Raw genomic sequence first — 24,696 nt, 5'->3', positions numbered from 1 at the left:
GCGCTTGCCGCGCCGCCGTCCGGGACGGTGGGATGACGGGGCCGGCGGCCCCGTCGCGACGTCAGGAGCGGGCGCCGAAGGCGGGGACCGGCCAGGCGGGCTTGGTCTCGGGCGAGCGGCTCTCGGCCGGCCAGACCGTGCGGCGCTGGCCGTTCAGGTTCTGCGAGATCGCCCCGTGCGCGAAGGTGTTCTGGCCCTGCTCGTCGAACTTGATGCGCTGGTAGCCGGCATAGAGGGCCGGGCCGGCGGTGATGTCGGTGGCCGCCACCGCGTCCCGCAGGGCCTGCCGGTCGGCGCTGCGCGCCCGCTCCAGGGCGTCCTTGATCACGTACATCACCGCGAAGCCCTGGGCGCCGTAGGCGCTCATGTCGTAGCCGAGCTGGGCCTTGAACTTCGTCTCGACGTCGGTGAACTCGGGCAGGCGCGCGCCCTGGAGGGCGTCGACCTGGCGGTCCTCCTGCACGAAGTAGTAGGCGACGGCCTTGGGCGAGATCGCCTTGTAGAAGGACGGATCCTCGGTGCCGCCGCCGACCGAGTGCACGCCGTAGGGCAGGTTGAGCTGCTGCTCGAGCAGCTGGCGCGACAGCAGCAGGTGGTCGGGGGTGTAGAAGGCGGCGATGAGCGCGTCGGGCCGCGCGGCCCGGATCTTGAGGAGCTGGGCCGAGAAATCGACCTGGTTGGGCGGCGCGGCCTCGTCGAGGACGAGGGTGTAGCCGCGCTCCTTGGCAAGCTTGCGCACGTTGGCGGCGTGCGAGCGGCCCCAGTCGGAGCCCTCGTAGAAGATCGCCAGGGTCTTCGGCCCCTGGCCCGTCTCCTTCTTCAGGAGGTCCATGGCGTCGAGCTGCTCGCGGGCGTCGTAGGTCGCCTTGTTGTTGATGCGAAACACGTACTTGAAGTTGCGCTCGGTGATCTCGTCCTTCACCGCTCCCATCACGATCCAGGGCGTCTTGTAGCGCTCCGCCACCTCGGTCGCCGGAAAGGTCACGGCGCTGTTGAAGGCGCCGCTCATCACCGCGACGTTCTCGCGCTGGATCAGGCGCTCGGTCTCGGAGACGCCGATATCGGGCTTCGACTGCGAATCCGCGAAGACGAGCTTCAGCTTGGCACCGTTGAGCGCCTTGATGCCGCCGGCGGCGTTGATCTGCTCGACGGCGATCTGCACGCCGGCCCGGGCCTGCTGGCCGATCGCCGCCGAGCCGCCGCTCAGCGGGAGGACCCAGCCGACCGGGATCTCGGCCTGGGGCTGGGTCTGAGCCTGGGCGGGTGCGGCGAGGGCCATGGCGGTGAGCGCGAGCGCCCCGCGCGCCAGGGCAGTGCGGCGCGAGAGAGAGGTCGTCATCGGCGTTTCCTCCGGTTCGTCGTTGTCGGGCCGCTTCTCGCGTCCTCTTGGGGTCGAGCTTCGATCTTGGGGTCGAGCTTCGAAGAGGAGGCCGGTCGTCCGCAAGCCGGGTTCTGGGCTGGTCGAGAGACCATTCCCGCCGGAGGCCGCCGCGCCGGGTGCCCGGATGTGGTCCGTCACGCGCCCGCGGCGAGGCGCGCCCGCAGCACGGTCTTGAGCACCTTGCCCATCGGGTTCCTGGGCAACTCGTCGAGGACGAGCCAGCGGCGGGGGCGGGCATAGTCGGCCAGGCGCTCGGCGCAGAAGGCCGAGAGGGCATCCGTGTCGAGGCCGCCCGGCTCGCGGGGCACGATGCAGGCCGCGACGTCCTCGCCGAGGGCCGGGTGGGGCACGGCGACCACCGCGGCCTCGCGCACGCCCGGGTGCCGGTAGAGCACCTCCTCGACCGCCACCGAGGCGACCTTCAGCCCGCCGCGGTTGATCACGTCCTTGCGCCGGTCGGTGAAGTACAGGAACCCCTCCGGATCGAGGTGGCCGACATCGCCGGTGCGGATGCCCCCGAGCGCGAAGGCCTCGGCGGTGGCCTGCGGATTGCGGAAGTATCCCCTGGCGACGCCCGGCCCCTGGATCAGGATCTCCCCGGTCTCGCCGGGCCCGAGGCGCCGGCCCGCCTCGTCGACGATCGCCACCGTGCAATGGGGCATGGCGGTGCCGATCGAGCCGAGCTTCTCCTCCATCATCGCCGGCTCGAGCCGGGTGCCGGCGGGTCCGCTCTCGGTCATGCCGTAGATCTGCACCTGCTCGACATGGGGCCATTGCGCGGCGAGCCGGCGGATGACCTCCGGCGGCATCGCCGAGCCGCCATAGCCGATGCGCCGCAGGCTCGAGACGTCGGCCGGCGCGCGGGCGAACTCCTCCATCAGGAAATGCACCACCGACGGCACGCCGTGATAGAAGGTCGTGCGCTCGGAGGCGATCAGCCGGAGGCGGCCGCGATTGTCGAGGGGCTCCTCCAGCACCAGGCCGGCGCCCGCGATCCAGCACGACATGGCGCCGAGATTGAGCGGCGAACTGGTGAAGAACGGCCAGCCGCCCTGGTAGAGGTCGTCGGACCCGAGGCCCAGAGCCGCGCCGCAGGCGAGCCCGGCGCCCAGCATCGTCGCGTGGCTGTGCATCACCGCCTTGGACCGCGCGGTCGTGCCCGAGGTGAACAGCAGGCAGCCGAGCCGGTCGGGATCGGGATCCTCCTCCGGCGGGGGGCCGTGCTCGGCGGCGAGCGGCTCGGGCCAGGCCAGGGCCCCCTCCGGCGGCGGCCCGTCGATCACCAGGAGGCGCGGCCCCGGGGCGAGCCGCCCGAGCCGCAGGGCCCCCGCGGCGGTGCAGGCGATCGCCGCGGGCTCGGCGAGGGCGAGGGCGTGGCCGAGCTCCTCGTCGGAGGCGCGGGTGTTGAACGGCACCACGGCGGCGCCGATCCGCAGCGCGCCGAGGGCGGTGAGCAGGCATTCCCGCCCCGCCTCGTTGCCCAGCAGCACGCCGATCCGGTCGCCCGCCCGGAGGCCGAGGGCGTGGAAGCCCGCCGCCACCGCGTCCATCCGCTGGACGAGCTGGCCGTAGGTGAGCCGGTCGCGCCAGCCCGCGACGGCACGCGCCGAGAGCGCGATCCCGGTGCGGGTCTCCCGCGCCCGCCGGCGGAGGAGCTGCGGCACGGTGAGGGTGAGGATCTCGGTGGGATCGGTCATGGCGCGGGCCCCGGATCGCGAAAGGCCGCACCATCTCGCCCGCCGCCGCCGCCTCCCGTCAAAGCCCGGTTTGGTCTCGTCGGCGGACCAATGAGCGAATTGCCGCCGGCCGCCTCGGGGACGCACAGACGGGGGGCCACGGACAGGGAGGCGGTGCTCTTGCGCGCGACGGAGATACGGATCGACGCCCATGGCGGGCCCGACCGGCTCACGCCGGTCGAGATCGACCTGGCCCGGCCCGGCGCCGGGCAGGTCCTGCTGCGCCAGACCGCGGTGGGCGTGAACTTCATCGACGTCTATCACCGCCGCGGGATCTTCCCGATTCCGGCCCTGCCGGGCGCGGTCGGCGTCGAGGGCGTCGGCATCGTCGAGGCCGCCGGCCCCGGCGTGTCCCTGCGGCCCGGCGACCGGGTCGGCTATGCCGGCCCGCCGGTCGGCAGCTACGCCAGCGCCCGGGTGATGGACGCCGCGCGCCTCGTGCGGCTGCCGGACGGAATCCCGGATGCGGAGGCGGCCGCCCTCATGCTGAAGGGGATGACGGCCCACATGCTGTTCACCCGGGTGCGGCCGCTCCGGCCCGGCGACGCCGTGCTGGTCCATGCCGCGGCCGGCGGGCTCGGCCTGCTGCTGACGCAATGGGCCCGGGCCGCGGGCGCCAGGGTCATCGGCACGGTCGGCTCGGAGGCCAAGGCGGAGACCGCCCGCGCCGCCGGGTGCGAGGCGACCATCCTCTATCGCACACAGGACTTCGTGGCCGAGACCCTGCGGCTGACCGGGGGCGAGGGAGTCGACGTGGTCTGCGAGGGGCTCGGCGGCCCGGTGCTCGAACGCTCCCTCGACTGCCTCAAGCCGTTCGGGACCGCGATCAACCTGGGTCAGGCGGGCGAAAAGCTGGCCGCCATCGACCTCGCGCGGCTCGGGCCGCAGCGCTCGCTCTGCGTGAGCGTGCCCGGCGTCTTCGCGCATCTGCGGACGGTGCCGGACCTGCAGGCAGCCGCGGACGAGATGTTCGCGATGGTGGCTCGCGGGCACCTGCGGCCGGTGATCGGCCTGCGCGCGCCCCTGCGCGAGGCCGGCGCCGTCCATCGCCGGCTCGAGGCCGGCGAGACCTCCGGCGCCACCGTGCTCCTGCCGTGAGGGAGGGACGGCAACCATGAAGCGCACCCTGGCCGAGGAGCCGCGGCTCGCCGCCCGCGCCCTCTTCCCGCACTGGCGCCCAGCGGTCGTGCGCCATGCCGACCTCGATCCCAACGGCCACGTCACGAACAGCGTCTTCGCCGCCTGGCTCGACGACGGGCGCTACGCCCTGCTGAGCGCGATCCTCCTGCCGCTGATCCCGCCCGGCGACCTGCCGGCTCTGGCCGCGCTCAGCGTGGATTTCGCCCGGGAGGTCACCTTCGCCGACGCGCCCGAGATCGGGACCGCCGTGCTGCGGCTCGGCGCGCGATCGATCGTGATGGGGCAGGGCCTGTTCGTCGGCGACGCCTGCGCGGCGACGGCGCATTCGGTCACGGTCGTGATGGACGGCCGCACCCGCCGCGCCCGCCCGCTCACGATCGCCGAGCGCGACGCGCTCGGCCGCTTCGCGGCCCGGTCCGGCGGCGAGGCCGGCGATTGGTCTTGAGGCAGGGCCAGCATCCGCCTTGCCGCCGCAGGGGGCGGCGGACGAACGTCGGGGCCCGAGGACGAACCCGGAACAGGCCAGGGAGCGCGCGGCAGGTGGACGCCTTCTTCACGGACGACGAGCGCGCCTTCCGGGCGGAGATCCGGGCGGCGATCCGCGCGATGCTGCCGCCCGACCTCGCGCGGCGGACGCGCGCGGGCATCCACCTCTCCCGCGAGGACATGGCGCGCTGGAACGCGCTCCTCGATGCCCGGGGCTGGGCGGCGCATCACTGGCCCGAGGCGGCCGGCGGGCCGGGCTGGACCCCGATCCAGCGCTTCCTCTTCGAGGCGGAATGCGCGGCAGCCGACGCGCCGCCGCTCAGCGTGTTCGGCGTCTACCTGGTCGGCCCGACGCTGCACGCCTTCGGCTCGCAGGCGCAGAAGGACCGCTACCTGCCGCCGATCCGGTCGGGCCGGGAATTCTGGTGCCAGGGCTATTCCGAGCCCGAGGCCGGCTCCGACCTCGCCTCGGTGCGCACCACCGCCCGCCGGGTCGAGGGCGGCTGGGTCATCAGCGGCCAGAAGGCCTGGACGACGGAAGGCCATTTCGCCGACCTGATGATCTGCCTCGCCCGCACGAACCGGGAGGTGAAGCCCCAGGCCGGGCTCTCGCTGTTCATCGTCGACATGCGGGCCCCCGGGGTCACGATCGACCCGGTGATCACGATCGACGGCGGGCACAGCGTCAACGCGGTGTTCCTCGACGAGGTGCGGGTCGGCGACGACGCCCTGATCGGCGCGGCCGACCAGGGCTGGGGCTACGCCAAGTTCCTGCTCAACCACGAGCGCACCAACAACGCCCAGGTCCATCGCTCGCGGCGCGAGTTCGAGCGCCTGAAGGCCTTCGCCGCCCGCCCCGTCGCCGGCGGCCGGCCGGTCCTCGACGACCCCGCCTTCCTGCGCCGGTTCGCGGTGCTGGAGGCGGGCCTGTCCGGCCTCGAGGCGACTGTGCTGCGCGTCCTCGTCGACCAGACCGAGGGCCGCGAGCCCGGCCCCGAGGCCTCCATCGTCAAGGTGATCGGGTCGCGGCTCCAGCAGGCGATCAGCGAATTGGCGATGGATGTCATCGGCGAGGACGCCCTCGAGGTGCCGCAGGCCGCCCGCGACGAGGAGGTCGCCGGCTGGACCGAGCGCCACCTGTTCCGGCGCGTCGTGACCATCTACGCGGGCTCGAACGAGATCCAGAAGACGATCATCGCCCGCTCCACCCTGGGCCTGCGCTGAGGCTGCCATGCGGCGATCCCCCGACCAACGCGACGACGACCGCCTGCTGCGCGAGGGCGCCCGCCGCTTCCTGGAGGAGCGGTGCGCCTGGACGCCGGCGCCTCCCCCCGCCGCGGCGCAGGACGCGCTCGGGCGCGAGATGGCGCAGCTCGGCTGGCTCGGCCTGGGCCTGCCGGAGTCCCTGGGCGGGGCGGGCGCCGACGCGCTGCAATGCCTGACGATCATCGAGGAGGCCGGCCGGGTGCTGCTGCGGCGCTCCCTCGCCGCGGATGTGCTGGTGGTCCCGCGCCTGATGCGCGACGGACCGGCGGGGCTGGCGCGACTGGCTCCCGGCCTCGCCGCCGGCGACGTGCGCTTCGCCCTCGTGCCGGAGGGCCCGGGAGGGATCCGCGTGACGCGCACGTCCGGCGGGCTGCGGCTTACCGGCCGCAGCGCCCTATCCCTCGATGCCGGGAGCGCGACGCACTGGCTCGTCGAGGCGGGCGGGCCTTCGCCGAACGGCGCGACGCTGCTCTGCCTAGAGGCGGCCGGCCCGGCGGTGGAGAGCCGGCGCCTGATCGACGGGCGCCTGGGCGCGGTCCTGGCCTTCGAGAGCCTCGACCTCCCGGCCGAGGCCGTGCTCGCGACGGGGCACGACGCCCTCGCGCGGATGGCCGAGATCCGGGACTGCGCCGTCGCGGCCCTGGTGGCGGACGCCTACGGAGCGCTCGCCGCGGGGCTCGACCTCACGGTCGGCTACCTCAACCAGCGGCGCCAGTTCGGGCAGACGCTGGGCTCGTTCCAGGCCGTCCAGCACCTGATGGCGGATGCGTTCTGCGACCTCGAGACGCTGCGCTCGCTCCTGCTCTGGACCGCGGCCGCCCTGGAGGGCGAGCCCGGCGAGCGCCGCCGGGCGGCGAGCGCCGCGAAAATCGCGCTCGGCCGGGAGGGGCTGGCCGCGGCCTCGCGCCTGATCCAGGCCAGCGGCGGCATCGCCATGACCGAGGATTACCGGGTCGGGCACGTCTACAAGCGCCTCCAGGTCGCAGCCGGGCTTCACGGCGGGACGGAGGCGGAGATCCGGAAGCTCGCGACAGCCACCCTGTCGCCGGAGGGGAGACGAGACGATGAGGCAGGTGCCGCTTGAGGAGCGTTACGAGACGCTGACGATCACCCGCGAGGGGCGGCTTCTCACCATCACGATGAACCGCCCGGAGGCGCTGAACGCCGCCGACGCGCTCCTGCACGAGGAGCTCGCCCACGTGTTCTACGACGTCGCCGCCGATCCGGGCAGCGACGTCATCGTGCTCACGGGGGCAGGGCGGGCCTTCTCGGCCGGCGGCGACATCCCGTGGATGCAGACCGCGATCGACCGCCCCGAGTCGTTCGAGCAGACCGCGCGGGAGGCCAAGCGCATCGTGTTCTCGATGCTCGACCTCGAGAAGCCCCTGGTCGCGCGGGTGAACGGGCATGCCACGGGGCTCGGCGCGACGCTCGCCCTGTTCTGCGACGTCATCTTCGCCGCCGACACGGCCAAGATCGGCGACCCCCACGTCTCGATCGGCTTCGTCGCCGGCGATGGCGGCCCGGCGATCTGGCCGCAGCTCATCGGCTACGCCCGCGCCAAGGAATACCTGATGACGGGCGAGCTCCTGCCCGCCCGCAAGGCGGCCGAGATCGGCCTGATCAACCACGCCGTCCCGCCCGAGGAGCTCGACGCGGCGGTGTCGGCCTTCACGGCCAAGCTGCTCGCGGGCGCCACCAAGGCGATCCGCTGGAGCAAGACCGTGACCAACATCGAGCTGAAGCGCATCGTCCACGGCGTGATGGACGCGAGCGTCGCCTACGAGGCCCTGTCGAACCGGACCGAGGATCACCAGGAGGCGGTCGACGCCTTCCGGACCCGGCGCAAGCCGGTCTTCACCGGCCGCTGACCCCGCCGTCGCGGCGGCCCGCGCGGGCCGCCGCCGCGCGGATCATGCCCCGGCCGGGGCGGGCGCGAGATCGCCGGCGAGGCCGCAGGGCAGCATCTCGCCCTCGGCGACCAGGGCGGCGTAGCGGTCGCTGAAGGCGCCGCAATGCTCCGCCATCGCCCGGCCGGCGCCCACCGGATCGCGGGCCAGGATCGCCGTCACGATCTGGGTGTGGTGGGAGAGCAGCATCGCGTCGCGCCCGCCGCCGATCGAGGGCGTGGTGAGCGAGTAGTCGAAATAGGCCGTCATCAGGTCGCGCAGCACCTCGGTGATGTAGAGGTGGACGGCGCTGCCGGCGGCCCGCGCGATGGTCAGGTGCAGGCGCAGGTCGAGGTCGATCCGGCGGCGCGGGCTGAGATGCGAGCGGCGCATCTCGGCCAGGATGCGGCGCAGGTCGCCGAAGTCGCGCTCGCTGCCGCGCGCGGCGGCGCGGCTCGCCGCCCAGACCTCGAGGTAGCCGCGCAGGCGCGACATGGTCTGCAGGTGATCGAGATCGGCCGCGGCGAGCGAGGTCAGGGCGTCGGGGGCCGAAGCCATCGGGACGTCGACCGCACGGGTGCCGCAGCGCTCGTCGGCGACCACGCTCCCCTCGGCCTTCAGCGCCGCCAGCGCCTCGCGCACCGAGGCCCGGCTCACGCCGAACAGGGCCGCGAGCCGCCGCTCGCTGAGCAGGCGGGCGCCGTCCCGGGCATGCCCGGTCGCGATCATCCCGGCGATCTCCCGGGTCAGGCGGTCCTTGAGCTGCTCCGGGCTGGCGACCGCGAGGTCGCGCAGGATCGCGTCCTCGCGCGAGGTCGCATCCTCCCGCGACGTCCCATCCCGGCGCAGGACCGCCTCGTCCCGCAGCCCCCGCTCGCCGGCGATCCGGGTCCAGTCGTGGTCGCGCAGGACGGCGGCGCGGTTCGCGAGGGCCGCGAGGGCGCCCGCCGCGTCCCGCCGCGCGAGGGCGCCGGCGAGGGCCCGACGCTCCTCGGCCAACCGGTCGAACCCGGCCCCGTCCGCCGCCCGGAGCAGGCTGCCGAACAGGCTGCGGATGCCGCGCGCGAGCTGGCGGGTGATCATCGCGTAGATGGGGCTGTCCGACGCGTCGGCGAGCGCGAGGCGCAGGCGGATCTCGTCGTCGGCCAACGCCTGGAGGTCTCGGTCCAGAGGCATGGCCGCGACCTGCCCGGCGGCGCGGTCGAGCGCCGCGTCGGAGGCCCGCCGCAGAAGCTGCTCGACGACGCAGCGGTCGAGGAAGGCGACGAAGTCCTGGAGATCCTCGAGGTTCTCCTGGTTGGCGCGGACGAGCTGGACGAGGCGCTCGCTGCGCTCGAACGCGACGACCCGCGTGCCCGACCCCTGCACGGCCTCGATGTAGCCCTCGATCTTGAGGCGGTCGAGGGCGCTGCGGACGCAGACCCGGCTGGCCGACGCCGCCTCGGCGATCCGGCGCTCCGGCGGCAGGCGGGCGCCCGGCGGCAGCCGCCCGGACGCGATCAGCCCGAGCATCGCGACCGCGAGACGATCGGAGCGCGCCGACCTCGTCTGAGTGCGCAGGTCGATGGCGGCCAGCCGGCCGAAATCGGCGAGATCCATCGGGCAGGGCGTCTCCCCCCGCAGGAGCGCGAGCTTGAGCTGCAGGGCTCCGGTCATGGCGATCTTCCTCCCGCACCGGCCGATTGTTCGGTCCGGACATTTTTGCTTGTTCTAGCACGGTCGGCGGGAGGCGTCTCCGCTATCGTCTCATAAAATCTTTCAAATACTATCGGTCGTCATGATTCATTACTTATTTCGTCGATCCGCCGTCGTGTCGTAGCGTCACCGGACGGTTGCCCGGATCGCGTCGCGGTGCATCGCCGCGGCGCGCAGGACGGGCAGGGGAGACGGGAGAGCGTCCCCGACTCGGGTTCAGGCTTCCGGCAGCGCCAGATCCTGGAAGGCGTCGTAGGCGGCGAGGACCGTGCGCGCCTGCGCCCGGATCCCGGCCGCGAGGGCGTCGCCCGTGATGGTCTCGTCCGGATACTCGGTGATCAGCGTGAGGGGCACGCGGTGGCGCGCATCCTCGGCGATCAGGCACGGGATGCCGCTGAGCATCCGCAGGGGCGGCGGCGGCGCGTGCCGGGCGCTGAGGGCGAGCTGGGTCCGGGTCAGCGCCATCAGCGCCGCATCCTCCGCGAGCCGCGCCGTGACGGCGGCGGCCAGGGCCTCGGCGGCCTCCGCCCAGCCGCGCCAGTGGCGCAGGATCAGGAAGAAGCCCCGGGGCAGCGACCAGCTCTCGAAGCCGGCGGGCAGGTAGCCGGAGAGCGGCCGGGTCCATTCATGGGCCGGATAGCCGTGCAGGTTCACGTGCAGCAGCGCGCCGCCGCACCGCTCCGCCGCGTGCCGGAGCGCGGTCTCGTGGAAGGGCGGGGCGATCCGGTACTCCATGTCGTCGCCGAGCGCCGTGTAGCGCGCCGCATGGTGCATGTGGCGCGGGTTCTCCGCCGCGAGGCGGCGCTGGAGCGCCGCGCCGTCCGGATTCTCCAGGGGCGAGACGGTGAAATGCGCGCCGTCGCGCCCGGCCAGGACCCGGGCCGCGGCGAGCGCCCCGGCGGGCCCCGTCACCTCGTTCGGATGCTGGCCGGAGCCGATCATCACCGCGCGGTCGCCTCCCTCGATGTAGCGGCCCAGGACCGAGCGGCCCGAGCGCGCCGTCGCCGTGAGGGCATGGCCGCCGAGGGCCGAGAGGGCCGACGGCAGGTCCTCCTCGGCCAGGATTCCGGCCCCGGCCACCGGCAGGCGGTCGCCGGGTCCGCAGAGCGGGCGGGTCTCGACCGCGACGTCGATCGCGCCGTCGCGGATCGCGACCTCGGGCACGATCTGGCCCGGGCGCAGGTGCCGGTCGCCCGGCGGGCGGCCGGTGCGGTGCTGGAAATGCTCGAGGAGCGAGAAGTAGAGGTCCTCGTGCAGGGCCTCGGCCAGGCTGACGACCTCCTCGCCGCAAGGCAGCGCCCGGTCGCGGGCCGGGATCCCGATCCGCAGGGACAGTTCCTCGAAGAACGGCTCCGCGTCTCCCCACGGGTGGGCCGCCACCGCCGCCACCGCCTGCGCGAAGGCGGCCTCGTAATCGGTCTCGAGGCGCGCACCGGCCCCATCCACCGTGAGCCAGCCGGTGGGCGAGAGGAGCGCCCGGCCGAAGGCGTCGGCGTGGCGCCGGTTCGGGGCCGGGACGCGGAGGTCCCGGACCTCGCCCCCCGCCTGCCTCAGCCGGACCTCGTAGGTCGGCAGGTCGGTCTCCCGCGGGTCCTGGGCCGCGAAGCGGATCGGCACCGCACCGACGAACGCCGCCAGGGGGTAGGCCTCGGTGAGGAAGCGCTGGGGTGCCGCGGCCGGGTGCACCGGATAGGCGATCGCGATGTCGGCGACGCCGGCGAGGTCGATCTCCTCCAGGAAGGCGTGGAGCAGCGGCTTGTAGGCGCTGCGCAGCCGCGCCGCGACGCCCCGCGCGGCGAGCGCCCGTTCGGCCCGGGCCCGGCTCTCCGCATCCTCGAACAGCCAGGCCTCGACCGCCGCGCCCGCCGGCCAGTCCCGGGCGAGGAGCGCGTCGAGGCTGCGCGGCAGGGTCGTCTTCAGGAGGAGGGGCATGGGGGAGGGGCGTCACGGGAAGAGGGCGGTCGCGGGATGGCGATCCGCCCGGTCGAGGGCGAGGCCGGCGGGGACCTGCCGGATACGAGGCACAGGACCGGCCCCGCGGCCCCAGGTCAAGGTGCCGTCGCGATCCGGCGTCCCAGAAATCCGGCGTCCCAGGAATCCGACATCCCAGGAATCCGACGTCTCATATCTCCGCGCCTTCGCATCGACACGTCGATGCGAAGGCGTCCGGCGCATCGGCGCCGGCGCCCGTTCGGGCTTGCCTTGCGCCTTCGAACGGATCTGTTCGAAGGCGCGGCGGTATCATGAAGAAGCGCCCGACCGCGGGGCGGTCGAGCGCTTCCCTCGGCCTTCGCGAGCGATCACCCGGTGGTGCCGCCGCCGAAGGTGGTGTCGCCGAAGGTGGCGCGGCCCTCGAGCGCACCGTATTGCAGGTAATGCTGCATCGGGTTGAGCTTCGCCTGGGCGACGTCGCCGTAGGCCCCGAGATACGACGTGGTGTCGAACTCCGCCGAGGGGTCGCGGCCCTCCTTCCAGCCATACTGGTCGTAATGCATCAGCGGGTCGATCCCGGCCGCCTTCACGTCGGCATAGGCGTTCAGGTAGCCCTCGGTGTCGAACACCGCGTTCGGGTTGCGGCCCTCCTTCCAGCCATAGGTCTCGTAGTGATCGTAGGCATAGGCGAACGGATCCTTGCCGGAGGTCGTCGCGGCCTGGGCCACGTCGCCGTAGGACAGGAGGTAGTACTCGGCGTCGAAGCCCGGATGCGCGGCGAGGTCGTCCTTACGGCCGATCGCGTCGTAGATCGGCCGTCCCTCGCCCTGGCCGTACGCGATGTAGTGCGCGAGCGGGTCGAGCCCGAGCTCCTTCACGTCCGGGTTGCGGGCGAGGTAGAGCTCGTTGTCGAAGCTCGCCGAGGGGTCGCGGCCTTCCTTCCAGCCATACTCGGCGTAGTGCTGGAGCGGGTTGATGCCGGCGGCCAGGACGTCCGGGTTGGCGGCGAGGTAGCCGGTCGTCGAGAACAGGAGATTCGGGTCGCGGCCCTCCTTCCAGCCGTAAGCGGCGTAATGGTCGTCGGCATCCAGGCCGGCTTCGAACACGTCCTTGTTGTTGGCGAGGTAGAAGAGGTCGTCGACGAGCGGCTGGCCGTCGGCGGTCACCACCGTCGCATCGGTGAAGAGGTGGCGTTCGAATCCGGTGATCCGGTCCTGGCCCTCCGGCCCGACGATCAGCGTGTAGGCGCCGTCGCGGGTGACGATGGTGTCGGCGAGGGCCGAATTGAACACCAGGGTGTCGGTGCCGGTGGGCCCGGTCAGGGACCGGCCGCCGAGCAGGATGTCGTCGCCGGGCGAATTGACGATGGTGTCGTCGCCGGCACCGCCCTCGACGATGTCGTTGCCGACCCCGCCATCGAGGAAGTCGTCGCCGTCCCCACCGAAGAGCAGGTCGGCGCCGAAATCGCCGAACACCGTGTCGTTGCCGGTCCCGCCGTCGATCGTATCGTTGCCGGTGCCGCCGATGAGCCGGTCGTCGCCGGCGTCGCCCCGGATCCAGTCGTCGCCGCCGGCACCGTCCACGATGTCGTTGCCGCCGAGAGCCGCGAGATCGCTGCCCGCATCGCCGTCGGTGTACACGTCGTCCCCCTCGGTGAACGCGAACGGGGCCGGTGCCACCACGATGTCGACGACCGGTGAGGGCGCACCGACATTGCCGGCCGGATCGGTGACCTGCACGGCGACGCTGTAGGTCCCGGGCGGGAGCAGGTCGTCCGGGCTGACCGTGAAGGTGCCGTCGGGCCCCACCACCGCCGTTCCGATCGGCGTCGTGCCGTTCAGGAGCGTCACCGTCGATCCGGGCTCGCTGATGCCGGTGACGACCGGCGCGATCTCACCGTCCGTACCGCCATTGCCGACCACGGGAGCGGGAGGTGCGGCGGTGTCGATGACGACGCTGACGGGGGCCGAGGGCGCGCCGGCATTGCCGGCCGGGTCGGTGAGCTGCACGGCGAGATCGTAGGTGCCGTCGGCGAGCGGGTCGGTCGGGCTGACCGTGAAGGTGCCGTCGGGCCCCACCACCGCCGTCCCGATCGGCGTCGTGCCGTTCAGGAGCGTCGCCGTCGATCCGGGCTCGCCGGTGCCGGTGATCGCCGGGGTGGAGTCGTTGGTCGTACCCCCGCCGGTCACCACCGGGGCGCCGGGCGCGGCGGTGTCGATGGTCAGGCTGACGGGCTGCGAGGGGGCGCTGGTCACGCCGGCCGCGTCGGTCGCCGTCGCGGTCAGGCCGTAGTTCCCGTCGGGCAACGGCGCGGTCGGAGTGAAGCTGAACGTTCCGTCGCCGCCCGCCGCCACGGTCCCGACCACGGTGTCGCCGTTGCGGATGGTGACGGTCGTCCCGGGCTCGGCGGTCCCGGCCAGGGTCGGCGTGCTGTCGTTGGTCGGACCCGTCGCTCCCGTCAGGACGGGGGCGGCCGGCGCGCCCGTGTCGATGACGACGCTGACGGGGGCCGAGGGCGCGCCGGCATTGCCGGCCGCGTCGGTGAGCTGCACGGCGAGACCGTAGGTCCCGTCGGCGAGCGGGTCGGTCGGGCTGACCGTGAAGGTGCCATCGGGCCCCACCACCGCCGTCCCGATCGGCGTCGTGCCGTCGAGGAGCGTCACCGTCGATCCGGGCTCGCCGGTGCCGGTGATCGCCGGGGTGGCGTCGTTGGTCGCACCGCCTCCGCCGGTGACCGCCGGGGCGCCGGGTGCGGCGGTGTCGATCCCGAAGGTGAACGGGTCGCTGACCGCGCTGACAGCGCCGGCGGCGTCGATCGCCACCGCGGTGACCGCGTAGGGACCGTCCGCGAGGGCCGGCAGGGTCGCCGACCACGCGCCGGCCGCATCGGCCTGGGTCTCGACCGTGACGGGTCCCGTCGGGCTGCCGGCGGTGACGCGGATCGTGCTGCCCGGATCAGCCAGCCCTGAGAGCGTCGGCGTCGTGTCGCCCGTCAGCCCGTCGCCCGGGATGCCGGTATCATCGGCAAAGCCCGTGACCACCGGGGCGCCGGGCCGCCCGACCTGGAGCACCAGCGTGCCGCCCGCGACCGTCGCCGTGTTTCCGGCCGCGTCGCCGAGGACGAGCGTCGAGGTCACGCTCCCGCTGAAGCCCGACAGGTCCGCCGTATAGGCGCCGTCCGCCGCCACGGCGACGCTCGTCCGGCGGATTCCGTCGGTGAAGGTGACGCTGCCGCTGGTGCCGGAATCGAGCCCCGCCACCGCGAAGGCGACGGCGGCGGCCTCCGCCGCGTCAATGACGCCGTCGGCGGTCGCGTCGAGCGTCAGGGTGGCGGCGGTCCCGCCATCGACGGTGGTGTCGATGGTGAGCGCGAACGGGTCCGAGGTGCCGATCGGGTTGCCGGCGGCGTCGGCCAGGCTGGCCGTGACGCTGTAGGCCCCGTCCGCCAGGCTCGGCAGCGCGACGCTCCAGGTGCCGTCGGCGGCGACGAGGCCGGTGGCCGTGACCGCGCCCGCGGCGCTCGCGGCGGTGAGCGTCACCGACGCCCCCGCAGCCCCGATGCCGGTGAAGGTCGGGGTGGTGTCACGGGTGATGCCGTCGCTCGGCACGCCGGTATCGTCGCCGTAGCCGGTGACCACCGGCAGGACCGGCGGGGTGCCGATCACGTCGCGGCTTCCCGCCGCGAGCGTGGCGCGGTTGCCGGCGGAATCCGCGATGTCGGACCCCGCCGCGAGGGCCAGCGTCAGGGAACCGGTGCCGCTCACCCCCGCCACCGTCACCGTGTAGGCGCTGCCCGAGCCGACGATGCCGGTGACGGTGCCGGTCGCCCCGTTCGTGCCGGTGAGCACGAAGTCGTCGAGGCTGACATTGACGACCGCCTCTGAGAAGCTCAACCCGTAGGTGAAGCTGGCCACCGCGGCGCCGTCAGCCGTGTCGGCCAAGGCCGTGCCGACGGGCGAAGCGGTGTCGAGGGCGAAGGCCGGACCGGCGATCGTGGCGGTGTTGCCGGCGGCATCCGTGAGGAGGAGGCTCGCGGTCACGGCCCCGTCCAGCGCGCCGAGATCCGCCGCGTAGGTCCCGTCGGCGCCGACCGTGACCGTCACGCTCGCCCGGCCGTCGCTGAACGTGGCCGCCGCCGTGGTGGCGTCGTCGAGGCCCGTCACCGTGAAGGCCGTCGCGGCGGCCTCGGTGGCGTTGAGGGTCCCGTCCGCCGTGGTGTCGACGGTGAGGGCGACCCCGGGCGCGGCATCGATCTGCGTGTCGACGACGACGCTGACGGGGGCCGAGGGCGCGCCGGCATTGCCGGCCGCGTCGGTGAGCTGCACGGCGAGACCGTAGGTCCCGTCGGCGAGCGGGTCGGTCGGGCTGACCGTGAAGGTGCCGTCGGACCCCACCACCGCCGTCCCGATCGGCGTCGTGCCGTCGAGGAGCGTCACCGTCGCCCCGGGCTCGCCGGTGCCGGTGATGGCCGGGGTGGTGTCGCCGGTTGCGCCGCCGGGGCTCGTCACCATCGGCGCGGCGGGCGCCGCGGTGTCGATGGCGACGACCACCGGGGCCGAGGCCCCGCCCGCATTGCCGGCGGCGTCGGTGGCCGTGGCCGTGAGGGTGTAGGTGCCGTCGCCGAGCGGCGTCGCGGGCGTGACGCTGAAGGCGCCGGTCTCGTCCGCCACCGCCGTGCCGAGCACGGTGGTGCCGTTGAGGATCGTCACCGTCGTGCCGGCCTCCGCCGTGCCGGTGAGGGTCGGCGTGTTGTCGCTGGTCGGGCCGGCCACCGGCGTGAGGGTCGGAGCCCCTGGCGCCGCGGAGTCGATGGTGAGGGTGACGGAAGCGGAAGCCGGGCCGACATTGCCGGCCGCGTCCTGGGCCACCGCCGTGATCTGGTTGGCGCCCTCGCCGAAGGGCTCGGCGGGCGTGAAGCTGAAGGTGCCGTCGCCGTCGGCCACGACGCTACCCAGCACCGCGCCGTTGTTGCTCACGGTGACGGTGGCGCCCGCCTCCGCCGTGCCGGTGAGGGTCGGCGTGCTGTCGTTTGTCGGGCCCGCCGTGGTGATGACGGGGGCGGAGGGCGGCAGCGTGTCGACGACGACGCCGAGCGGGGCGGTCGCCGCGCTGGCATTGCCGGCCGCGTCGGTGAGCTGGACGGTGAGGCTGTGGGCCCCCTCCGCCAACGGGGTCGACGGGCTGACCGTGAAGGCCCCGTCCTGGCCGATCGTGGCGGTGCCGATGGCGGTGGTGCCGTCGAACAGCGTGACGGTGGCGCCGGCCTCGCCGGTGCCGGTGATCTCCGGGGTGGTGTCGCTGGTTGCCCCGCCCGGGCTCGTCACCGTCGGCGCGGCAGGCGCCGCGGTGTCGATGTCGAAGGAGATCGGTGCCGAGGCAGGACCGACCTGCCCGGCGAAGTCGGTGGCGGTGGCCGTGAGGGTGTAGGTGCCGTCGCCGAGCGGCGCCGCGGGCGTGACGCTGAAGGCGCCGGTGCCGTCCGCCACCGCCGTGCCGAGCACGGTGGTGCCGTTCAGGACGGTCACGGTCGCGCCGGCCTCCGCCGTGCCCGTGATGGTGGGCGTGTTGTCCCGCGTCGCGGGCGCGAGCGGGTCGATCGTCGGGGCCGGCGGCACGCCGGTATCGATGCCGAGGGTGACCGCGGCGGAGGCCGGTCCGAGATTGCCGGCGGCGTCCCGGGCCGTGGCGGTGAGGATGTAGGCCCCGTCCGCGAGCGGCGCCGCGGGGGTGAACGAGAAGACGCCATCGGCATCCGCCGTCACGGTGCCGAGCGTGCCGGCCGCCGTGGAGATGGTGACGGATGCGAAGGCCTCGGCCGTGCCCGTGATGGTGGGCGTGTTGTCGGTCGTGGCGCCCGAGGCGATAGTGAAGGCGGGGGCCGGCGGCGCCACCGTGTCGACGGCGAGCGTGATCGCCGCGGAGGCGGCGGAGGCGTTGCCGGCCGCGTCCCAGGCCGTCGCCGTGATCACGGCGGCCCCGTCGGCCAGGGCCTGGGCCGGGGTGAAGGAGAACTGGCCGTTCTGGTCGACCGGCGCGGTTCCGAGGACGGTGCCGTTGCTGCTGATCGCGACGGTCGTGCCGAGCTCGGCGGTCCCCGTAATGGTCGGGGTGTTGTCACCGATCGCGCCCGACGCCGTGGTCAGGACGGGGATGGCGGGCGGGGTCGTGTCGATGAGACCGGGCACCGCCGCCGAGGCCGCCGAGAGGTTGCCGGCGGCGTCCCGCGCGGTCGCGGTGACCGAGATCGCGCCGCTCGCCAGGGGAGCGGCGGGCGTGAACGCGAAGGTGCCATCGCTGGTCGCCACCGTGCTCCCGATCTCGGCGTCGTTGACCGAGATCAGGACGACCGATCCGGGATCGGCCGAGCCGGTGATGGTCGGCGTCGTGTCGCTGGTCGGCCGGAGCGGGTCGACCGACGGCACGGCGGGCGGGGTCAGGTCGACCTCCAGGGCGACCGCGTCCGAGGGAGGGGAGACGTTGCCCGCGACGTCGCGGGCGGTGGCTTCGAGGGAGAACTGGCCCTCCGGGAGCGGCGCGCTCGGCGTGACGGCGAAGTTGCCGTCGGCGTCGGCGAGGGCGGACCCGATGACGAGGGACCCTGCCGTGACCGTCACCGTGGAGCCGGCCTCGGCCCCGCTGCCGCGGATGACGGGCAGCGCGTCGTTGGTCGGCCCGGTGAGGGGCGCGAGGGTCGGCGCCCCGGGCGGGGTGAGGTCGATCAGTACGTCGAGCGTCGCCGTCGCCACGGCGCCGGTGCCGTCCGCATCCGTCGCGGCCACGGTCAGGGTCCGCACGCCCTCCGGGAGGGCGGTCCCCACGGCGATGCTGAAGCGCCCGTCGGCCTGCGCCGTCCCGGTCCCGACCTGCGTGCCGTCGAAGCTGATCGTGATCAGGTCGCCGGCGGTGGCGAGGCCGCTGACGGTCGGCGTCGCGTCGTTGGTCGGCGGCAGGTAGTCGACGCTCAGGAAGTCCGCGACGCCGTTGATGACGGAGACCGGGAGGGCGGCCGAGAGGCCCGAGAGGTTGCCGGCGGCGTCCCGGGCGGTCGCGGTGATCTGGGAGGTGCCGTTCGGCAGCGGGACGGTCGGCGTGAGCGAGAAGGTGCCGTCGAGCGCCCTCGTGGTGCCGAGCACGGTAGTGCCGTTGAAGAGCGTGACCGTGCTGCCGGGCTCCGCCGTGCCGGTGATGGTCGGCGTCGTGTCGGTGCCCGGGCCGACCACCGGATCGAGGGTCGGCGCGGCGGGAGCGGCGGTGTCGACCGTGACGCTGGCGGCGAGCGAGGCGCCCGAGAGGTTGCCGGCCGCGTCGCGGGCGGTGGCGGTGAGGCTGTTCGCGCCCTCGGCGAGGGCCGTCGCCGGGGTGAACGAGAAGGTGCCGTCGCCGAGCGCCACCGTCGTGCCGAGAACGGCGGTGCCGTTCGCGATCGTGACCGTGCTGCCGGCCTCCGCCGTACCGGTGAGGGTCGGCGTCGCGTCGTTGGTGAGCGGGATCGAGGCCAGGGTGGGCGTGAGCGGGGCCGCGGTATCGACGGTCAGCGTCACCGCCGGCGAGGCGGCCGAGACGTTGCCGGCCGGGTCGCGGGCGGTGGCCGTTAGGTTCGTCACGCCCTCGCCGAGGGCCGTCGTCGGGGTGAACGAGAAGGTGCCCTGCGGGCCCGCCACGGCCGTGCCGAGCACGCCGCCGTTGCCGCTGATGGTGACGGTGGAGCCGGCCTCGGCCGTGCCGGTGATCGTCGGCGTGGCGTCGTTCATCAGGCCGAGCGGATCGATGGACGGCGCTCCGGGGGGCGTCCCGTCGACCGTGACGGTGAGGGTCGCGGACGGCACCGAGACGTTGCCGGCCGCGTCGCGGGCGGTGGCGGTGAGGGCCGTGGTGCCCTCGGCGAGCGGCGTCGTCAGGGCGAGCGAGAACGTGCCGTCGCCGAGAGCCGTCGTGGTGCCGAGCACGGTGGTGCCGTTGAGGACGACGACCGTGCTGCCCGCCTCCGCCGTGCCGGTCAGCGTCGGCGTGGTGCTGTTCGTCGGGCCGAGCGGCGTGATGACCGGGGCGGTGGGCGCGCCGGTATCGACCGTCACGGTCGCGGCGGGCGAGGCGCCCGAGAGGTTGCCGGCGAGGTCGCGGGCGGTCGCGGTCAGGCTCGTGGTGCCGTCGGCGAGCGGCGTCGCCAGGGTGAGCGAGAAGGTGCCGTCGCCAAGAGCCGTCGTGGTGCCGAGCACGGTGGTGCCGTCGAGGATGGTGACCGTGCTGCCGGCCTCCGCCGTGCCGGTCAGCGTCGGGGTCGCGTCGTTGGTGAGCGGGATCGTGGCCAGGGACGGCACGGCCGGGGGCGCGGTGTCGATCGTCAGCGACACCGGGGCGGAGACGGGCGAGAGGTTGCCGGCCGCATCGAGCGCCGTCGCCGTCAGGCTGGTGGTGCCGTCCGGCAGGGCGGTGGCGGGCGTGAACGAGAAGATGCCGTCGGCCCCGGCGACGGCGGTCCCGAGCACGGTCCCGTCGCTGCTGATGGTGACGGTGCTGCCGGCCTCCGCGGTGCCGGTGAGGGCGGGCGTCGAATCGTTCGTGGGCGAGGGCACGTCGAAGGCCGGGGCGGCGGGGATGCCGGTATCGATCGTGACGCTGACGGCGACGGACGGGCTCGAGGCGTTGCCGGCCGCGTCGCGCGCCGTGGCCGTGATGCTCGCCGTGCCGTCGGCGAGGGCCGCGGTGGGCGTGTACGAGAAGGTGCCGTCGGCGAGCGCGGTGGTCGTGCCGAGCACGGCGGTGCCGTTGAATAGCGTCACCGTCGCGCCGGCCTCCGCCGTGCCGGTGAGGGTCGGGGTCGCGTCGTTCGTCAGGCTCGGGGCCGTCACGGTCGGGACGCCGGGGGCGATGGTGTCGATGGTCACGGACAGGGCGCCGGATACCGCGCTGACATTGCCGGCCGCGTCCCGGGCCGTCGCCGTCAGGTTGTAGGTGCCCTGGCTCAGGGCGGTGCCCGAAGTGACGGTGAAGGTTCCGTCGGCCGCGGCGGTCGCGGTGCCGAGCGCCGTGGTGCCGTTGAACAGCATCACCGTGCTGCCGGCCTCGGCCCGGCCGGTCAGCGTCGGCCGCGCGTCGTTCGTCAGCCCGCCGCCGGCCGTGAAGGTCGGGATTCCGGGCGCCACCGTGTCGATCTGCAGGCCGATGGCCGCGGAGGGCGCGCTCGTGTTGCCGACCGGGTCGCGGGCGGTCGCCGTCAGGGCATAGGTCCCGTCGGCGAGCGGGGTCGTCGGGGTGAACGAGAAGGTGCCGTTCGCCCCCGCGGTCACCGTGCCGAGGACGGTGGTGCCGTTCGCGATCGTGACCGTGCTGCCGGCCTCCGCCGTGCCGGTGAGCGTCGGCGTGTTGTCGGCGGTGGCGCCCGTGCCCGCGGTGAGCGTCGGGGCGGGGGGCGGCGTCGTATCGGCCGGGGAGGTCACGACGTCGTCGATGCTGAAGCTGAAGCCGATATCGACGTCGAGGAGATCGCGCGCGTAGATGCGCACCTCGGTGACGTTCTGCCAGGCGGGATCCGTGAAGCGGACCGTCTGGTCGCCGAGGCCGATCAGGTTGCTCGCCACCTGGGTCGCCACCGGCTGGCCGTTCCGATAGCCGACGAAGACCGTGTTGCCGGCCACCGACAGGAGGCGTTCCACCACCAGGCTGTCCAGGGCGAACGCGGTACCGGATGATTGAGAGATCGAGAGATAGCCGCGCGCCGCGGCATCGGACAGGCCGAGCGACGGATCGCTGAGCCCGAGCAGCCCGCCCAGCCCGGACCTCCCCACGCGCAGGGTCCCGGCATTGGCTCCGCTGGTGTTTCGGAACGCGTAGTTGAATCCGCCGAGGGTCACGGGGTTGCCGGACACGCCGAGGGAGCTGTCGAACGTCTGCGTAGCCATGGGCGGATACAACCGATTGGTGGAACTGCAACCAATAGTGGCAACCGCGCGGGCGCCGACAAGACCACAACCTGTGGTGTTATCGCCGATGGTTAACACAGGTTAAGCGGGCACCATCAAATGTTGGTCGAGGGACGATCCCGTTCACGGCCGGCGGGTTGGAGCCGAGCTCCGTCACCTCGTCGCGCCGGCTCCCGGCCCCTTCGGCCAGGCAGGGATGCACGCCGTGATTGTAAGCTTGGGCGGATTTCGTCTCGACGGCGACGGCGCACAGGCTGGTTTCACGCCTGCGCCGGGACGGCGACGGGAGCGTGCCGAAGGAGGCCGGATCATCCCTCCGTATGATTTCGGAGGATCGCGGCGCGGGGCATGGTCCGATTAAGGACTAACAGCTGAGACGGCGCGGAGAGGAGGCGGGGATGGACGTGGCGGTGCCGGTCCGGGCAGGACAGGCGGCGGGCAAGGCCGCGGGCCATGGCGTGGCACGTGCCGCCGCGGACGGCCTCGGGCGGCGATCGCCGGCCGTTGCGGCGCCGGGGCGCGGCGCGGTTTGCGGGGCGAGCCCGATCCACCCGGCGACCGGGGCCCGCGATGCGCGCGCCGCCTAGGTCCGGGACCGGCGCCGGGGCAGCCCCGCGCGTCGCCGCTCTCCTGATCGCGCTCGGGGTCTTCCTGGTCGACGTGCTCTCGCCCGTCGAGGGGGCGGTCGCCGTGCTCTACGTCGTGGTGGTGCTGATCGCCGCCCGGGCATTCAGCCGGCGGGGCGTGATCCTGACCACGGCCGGGTGCCTCGCCCTCACGGCGACCGCCTACCTCGTCTCCCACGGCCCGGAGGAAACGGGCGCGCCGCTCTTGCGCTGCTTCGTCAGCCTCGCGGCGATCGGAATCGTTACCGCGCTCGCGCTGCGCCACAAGGACGACGCGGCGGTCCTGGCCGAGCAGGCCCACTTGCTCGATCTCACCCACGATGCGGTCTTCGTGCGCGACGCGCGCGAGGTGATCACGTTCTGGAATCCGGCCGCCGAGACGCTCTATGGCCGGACCGCCGCCGAGGCCGTCGGCTGCCTCGCGCACGATCTCCTGCGCACGGAGTTCCCGGCCGAGAAGGGGGAGATCCTGGCCGAGCTGCACCGCACCGGCCGCTGGGAGGGCGAGCTCGTCCAGCGGGTGAGCACCGGCGCCGCCATCACGGTGGAGAGCCGCTGGGCGCTGCAGCGCGACGCGGCGGGCGCACCGCTCGCCGTGCTGGAGACCAACACCGACGTCACCGAGCGCAAGCGGACCCATGCCCGCCTCGTCGCGAGCGAGCGGCGCTATCGCTCGATCTTCGAGAACACCCAGGTCTCGATCCTCCAGCAGGACTGGTCGGCCGTGAAGGCCGATCTCGACCGGCTGCGCGAGGAGGGCCTCCACGACCTTGCCGCCGCCTGCGCGGCGGATCCGGGCCTCGTGGCGCGGGAGCGCCGGCGCGTCGCCATCGTCGACGTGAACGCCGCGACGTTGCGCATGCTGCGCGCCCCGGACCGCGCGGCCCTGCTCGGCCCCCGCGACACGCTCCTCCTCGACGCGCTCCTGCCCGAGACCGATCAGAGCTTTCCGCAGGCCCTCGCGGCCCTCGCCGCCGGAGCCAGGTCCTTCGAGGGCGAGGCGCAGCTGCGCGCCCTCGACGGTACCACCGTCCCGGTCCTGTTCGGCGTGAGCTTTCCGGCCGACCCCTCCGACCTCGGCTGCGTGCTCGTCCACGCCCTCGACATCACCGATCGCAAGGAGGCGGAGGCGGCGTTGCTCACGGTGCAGGCCGACCTCGCCCACGCGGCCCGCGTGGCGACGATGGGCGAGCTCACCGCCACCATGGCGCACGAGATCAACCAGCCTCTCGCCGCCATCGTGACGAACGGCGAGGCGGCCCTGCGCTGGCTGAAGCGCCCCGCGCCCGACCTCGGCGAGGCGACGGACGCCCTCGGCCGGGCCGTGGCGAACGGCAAGCGGGCCTCCGAGATCGTGGCGCGCATCCGCGGCTTCCTGAAGAAGACGTCGACGCGGCACGAGAGCCTCGCTCTCCCCGAGCTGATCGGCGAGGCGGCGCAGCTCCTCGACCGCGAGCTGGCGCGGCACGCCGTGACCCTGCGCATCGGGAGCGAGCCCGGATTGCCGCGGGTGCGCGGCGACCGCCTGCAGATGCAGCAGGTGGTCATCAACCTGATGGTCAACGGCATCCAGGCGATGGCGGCCACCCGCGACCGGGCGCGGGTGCTCACCGTGAGGACCGCCCGGCAGGAGGACGGGCAGGTGCGGGTGGACGTGACCGACACGGGCGACGGGATCGGGCCGGAGGCGCGGGAGCGGATCTTCCAGCCCTTCTACACCACGAAGCCGGACGGCATGGGCATGGGGCTGGCGATCTGCCGCTCGACGGTCGAGGCCCATGGCGGCCGGCTCTGGATCTCCGAGGCGGGGCCCGGGATCTCCGAGGCGGGGCTTGGGACCTCCGAGGCGGGGCCTGGGGCGACGTTCCACCTGCTGCTGCCGGCGGAGGAACCGGGGGAGGGGACGCCGTGATCCACAAGGCCGACCCAACCCACCTCGCGCCGACGGTGTTCGTGGTGGACGACGACGCGGACCTGCGGGAGGCCCTGGCCGGCCTGTTCCGCTCCGTCGACCTCGCCGCCGTGACCTACGCCTCGGCGACGGAGTTCCTGGCAGCGGAGCTTTTGGCGGCGCGGCACGCCGACGCGCCGGGCTGCCTCGTCGTCGACGTGCGCATGCCGGGCCTCAGCGGGCTCGACTTCCAGGCCCGGCTCGCGGAGCACGGGATCCGCCTGCCGATCATCCTGATGACCGGCCACGGCGACATCCCGATGTCGGTGCGGGCGATGAAGGCCGGCGCGGTCGATTTCCTGGCCAAGCCGTTCCGCGACCAGGACATGCTCGACGCCGTCGCGGCCGCCCTCGCCCGTGACGCGGAGCGCCGCAGCCGCGACACCGGCCTGCAAGCCCTCCGGACGGCCTACGACACGCTCACGCCGCGCGAGCGGGAGGTCCTGGCTCAGGTTACCGCAGGGTTGATGAACAAGCAGATCGCCGGCAACCTCAATCTCAGCGAGATCACCGTCAAGATACATCGCGGAAACGTCATGAAGAAGATGGCGGCCCGCTCGCTCGCCGACCTCGTCCGCATGGCCGAAGCGCTCGGGATCACCCAAACCTGAGTATGATTTCAAAGCGTCGTCGGCGGGTCCATATCGGGGACCGGCTCCTCACGTTCGGGCAGC

The 24,696-nt window shown here is 73.7% G+C and carries 12 protein-coding genes; 7 read left to right on the top strand and 5 right to left on the bottom strand.

Annotated features, from left to right (window positions below; all coding sequences use genetic code 11):
- Positions 1-61: 61 nt before the first annotated feature.
- The gene (locus VQ03_RS11200; RefSeq protein ID WP_048450951.1) at positions 62-1,339 is read right to left on the bottom strand and encodes an ABC transporter substrate-binding protein; all 1,278 of its coding nucleotides are present in this window, start codon (positions 1,337-1,339) and stop codon (positions 62-64) included.
- Between the two features lie 176 nt (positions 1,340-1,515).
- A complete protein-coding gene (locus VQ03_RS11195; RefSeq protein WP_048450950.1) occupies positions 1,516-3,078 on the bottom strand; it encodes a class I adenylate-forming enzyme family protein in 1,563 nt (520 codons plus the stop codon).
- Between the two features lie 153 nt (positions 3,079-3,231).
- Between VQ03_RS11195 and VQ03_RS11190 the strand changes: the two genes are divergently transcribed.
- The 5 genes from VQ03_RS11190 (at position 3,232) to VQ03_RS11170 (ending at position 7,880) form a co-directional block, all read left to right on the top strand.
- Positions 3,232-4,215, top strand: coding sequence for a quinone oxidoreductase family protein (locus tag VQ03_RS11190; RefSeq protein WP_245292038.1), 984 nt, complete (start codon positions 3,232-3,234; stop codon positions 4,213-4,215).
- A gap of 16 nt (positions 4,216-4,231) precedes the next feature.
- Positions 4,232-4,702: an acyl-CoA thioesterase gene (locus VQ03_RS11185; protein WP_053078508.1), complete on the top strand. Its 471-nt coding sequence runs from the start codon at positions 4,232-4,234 to the stop codon at positions 4,700-4,702.
- A 95-nt stretch (positions 4,703-4,797) separates the two neighbouring features.
- A complete protein-coding gene (locus VQ03_RS11180) occupies positions 4,798-5,967 on the top strand; it encodes an acyl-CoA dehydrogenase family protein (RefSeq protein WP_048450949.1) in 1,170 nt (389 codons plus the stop codon).
- A 7-nt stretch (positions 5,968-5,974) separates the two neighbouring features.
- Positions 5,975-7,093, top strand: a complete 1,119-nt coding sequence (locus tag VQ03_RS11175; protein WP_048450948.1) for an acyl-CoA dehydrogenase family protein — start codon at positions 5,975-5,977, stop codon at positions 7,091-7,093.
- Positions 7,074-7,880, top strand: a complete 807-nt coding sequence (locus VQ03_RS11170) for an enoyl-CoA hydratase/isomerase family protein (RefSeq protein ID WP_048450947.1) — start codon at positions 7,074-7,076, stop codon at positions 7,878-7,880. The genes VQ03_RS11175 and VQ03_RS11170 overlap by 20 nt, the downstream gene beginning before the upstream one ends.
- Before the next feature lie 42 nt (positions 7,881-7,922).
- Here the strand turns inward: VQ03_RS11170 and VQ03_RS11165 are convergent, their stop codons facing one another.
- The 3 genes from VQ03_RS11165 to VQ03_RS11155 all read right to left on the bottom strand — a co-directional run bounded on the left by VQ03_RS11165 (position 7,923) and on the right by VQ03_RS11155 (position 21,424).
- The gene (locus VQ03_RS11165; protein WP_048450946.1) at positions 7,923-9,554 is read right to left on the bottom strand and encodes a FadR/GntR family transcriptional regulator; all 1,632 of its coding nucleotides are present in this window, start codon (positions 9,552-9,554) and stop codon (positions 7,923-7,925) included.
- A gap of 255 nt (positions 9,555-9,809) precedes the next feature.
- Positions 9,810-11,525, bottom strand: a complete 1,716-nt coding sequence (locus tag VQ03_RS11160) for a M14 family metallopeptidase (RefSeq protein ID WP_048450945.1) — start codon at positions 11,523-11,525, stop codon at positions 9,810-9,812.
- Positions 11,526-11,893: 368 nt separating this feature from the next.
- Entirely contained in the window at positions 11,894-21,424 is a 9,531-nt protein-coding gene (locus VQ03_RS11155; protein WP_048450944.1) for an Ig-like domain-containing protein, read from the bottom strand.
- A gap of 591 nt (positions 21,425-22,015) precedes the next feature.
- Between VQ03_RS11155 and VQ03_RS11145 the strand changes: the two genes are divergently transcribed.
- Together VQ03_RS11145 and VQ03_RS11140 are read left to right on the top strand one after the other, a co-directional pair.
- A complete protein-coding gene (locus VQ03_RS11145; protein WP_053078506.1) occupies positions 22,016-23,983 on the top strand; it encodes a PAS domain-containing sensor histidine kinase in 1,968 nt (655 codons plus the stop codon).
- Positions 23,980-24,633 carry a response regulator transcription factor gene (locus VQ03_RS11140; RefSeq protein ID WP_048450942.1) on the top strand — a complete coding sequence of 218 codons (654 nt, stop codon included), beginning with the start codon at positions 23,980-23,982 and terminating at the stop codon, positions 24,631-24,633. Before VQ03_RS11145 ends, VQ03_RS11140 begins: the two co-directional genes overlap by 4 nt.
- The last annotated feature ends 63 nt before the right edge of the window (positions 24,634-24,696 follow it).

This window comes from Methylobacterium tarhaniae, assembly GCF_001043955.1.
Classification (GTDB): domain Bacteria; phylum Pseudomonadota; class Alphaproteobacteria; order Rhizobiales; family Beijerinckiaceae; genus Methylobacterium; species Methylobacterium tarhaniae.
The sequence above is the reverse complement of the archived record's forward strand: the minus strand, read 5'-3'. Positions and strand labels throughout refer to the sequence as shown.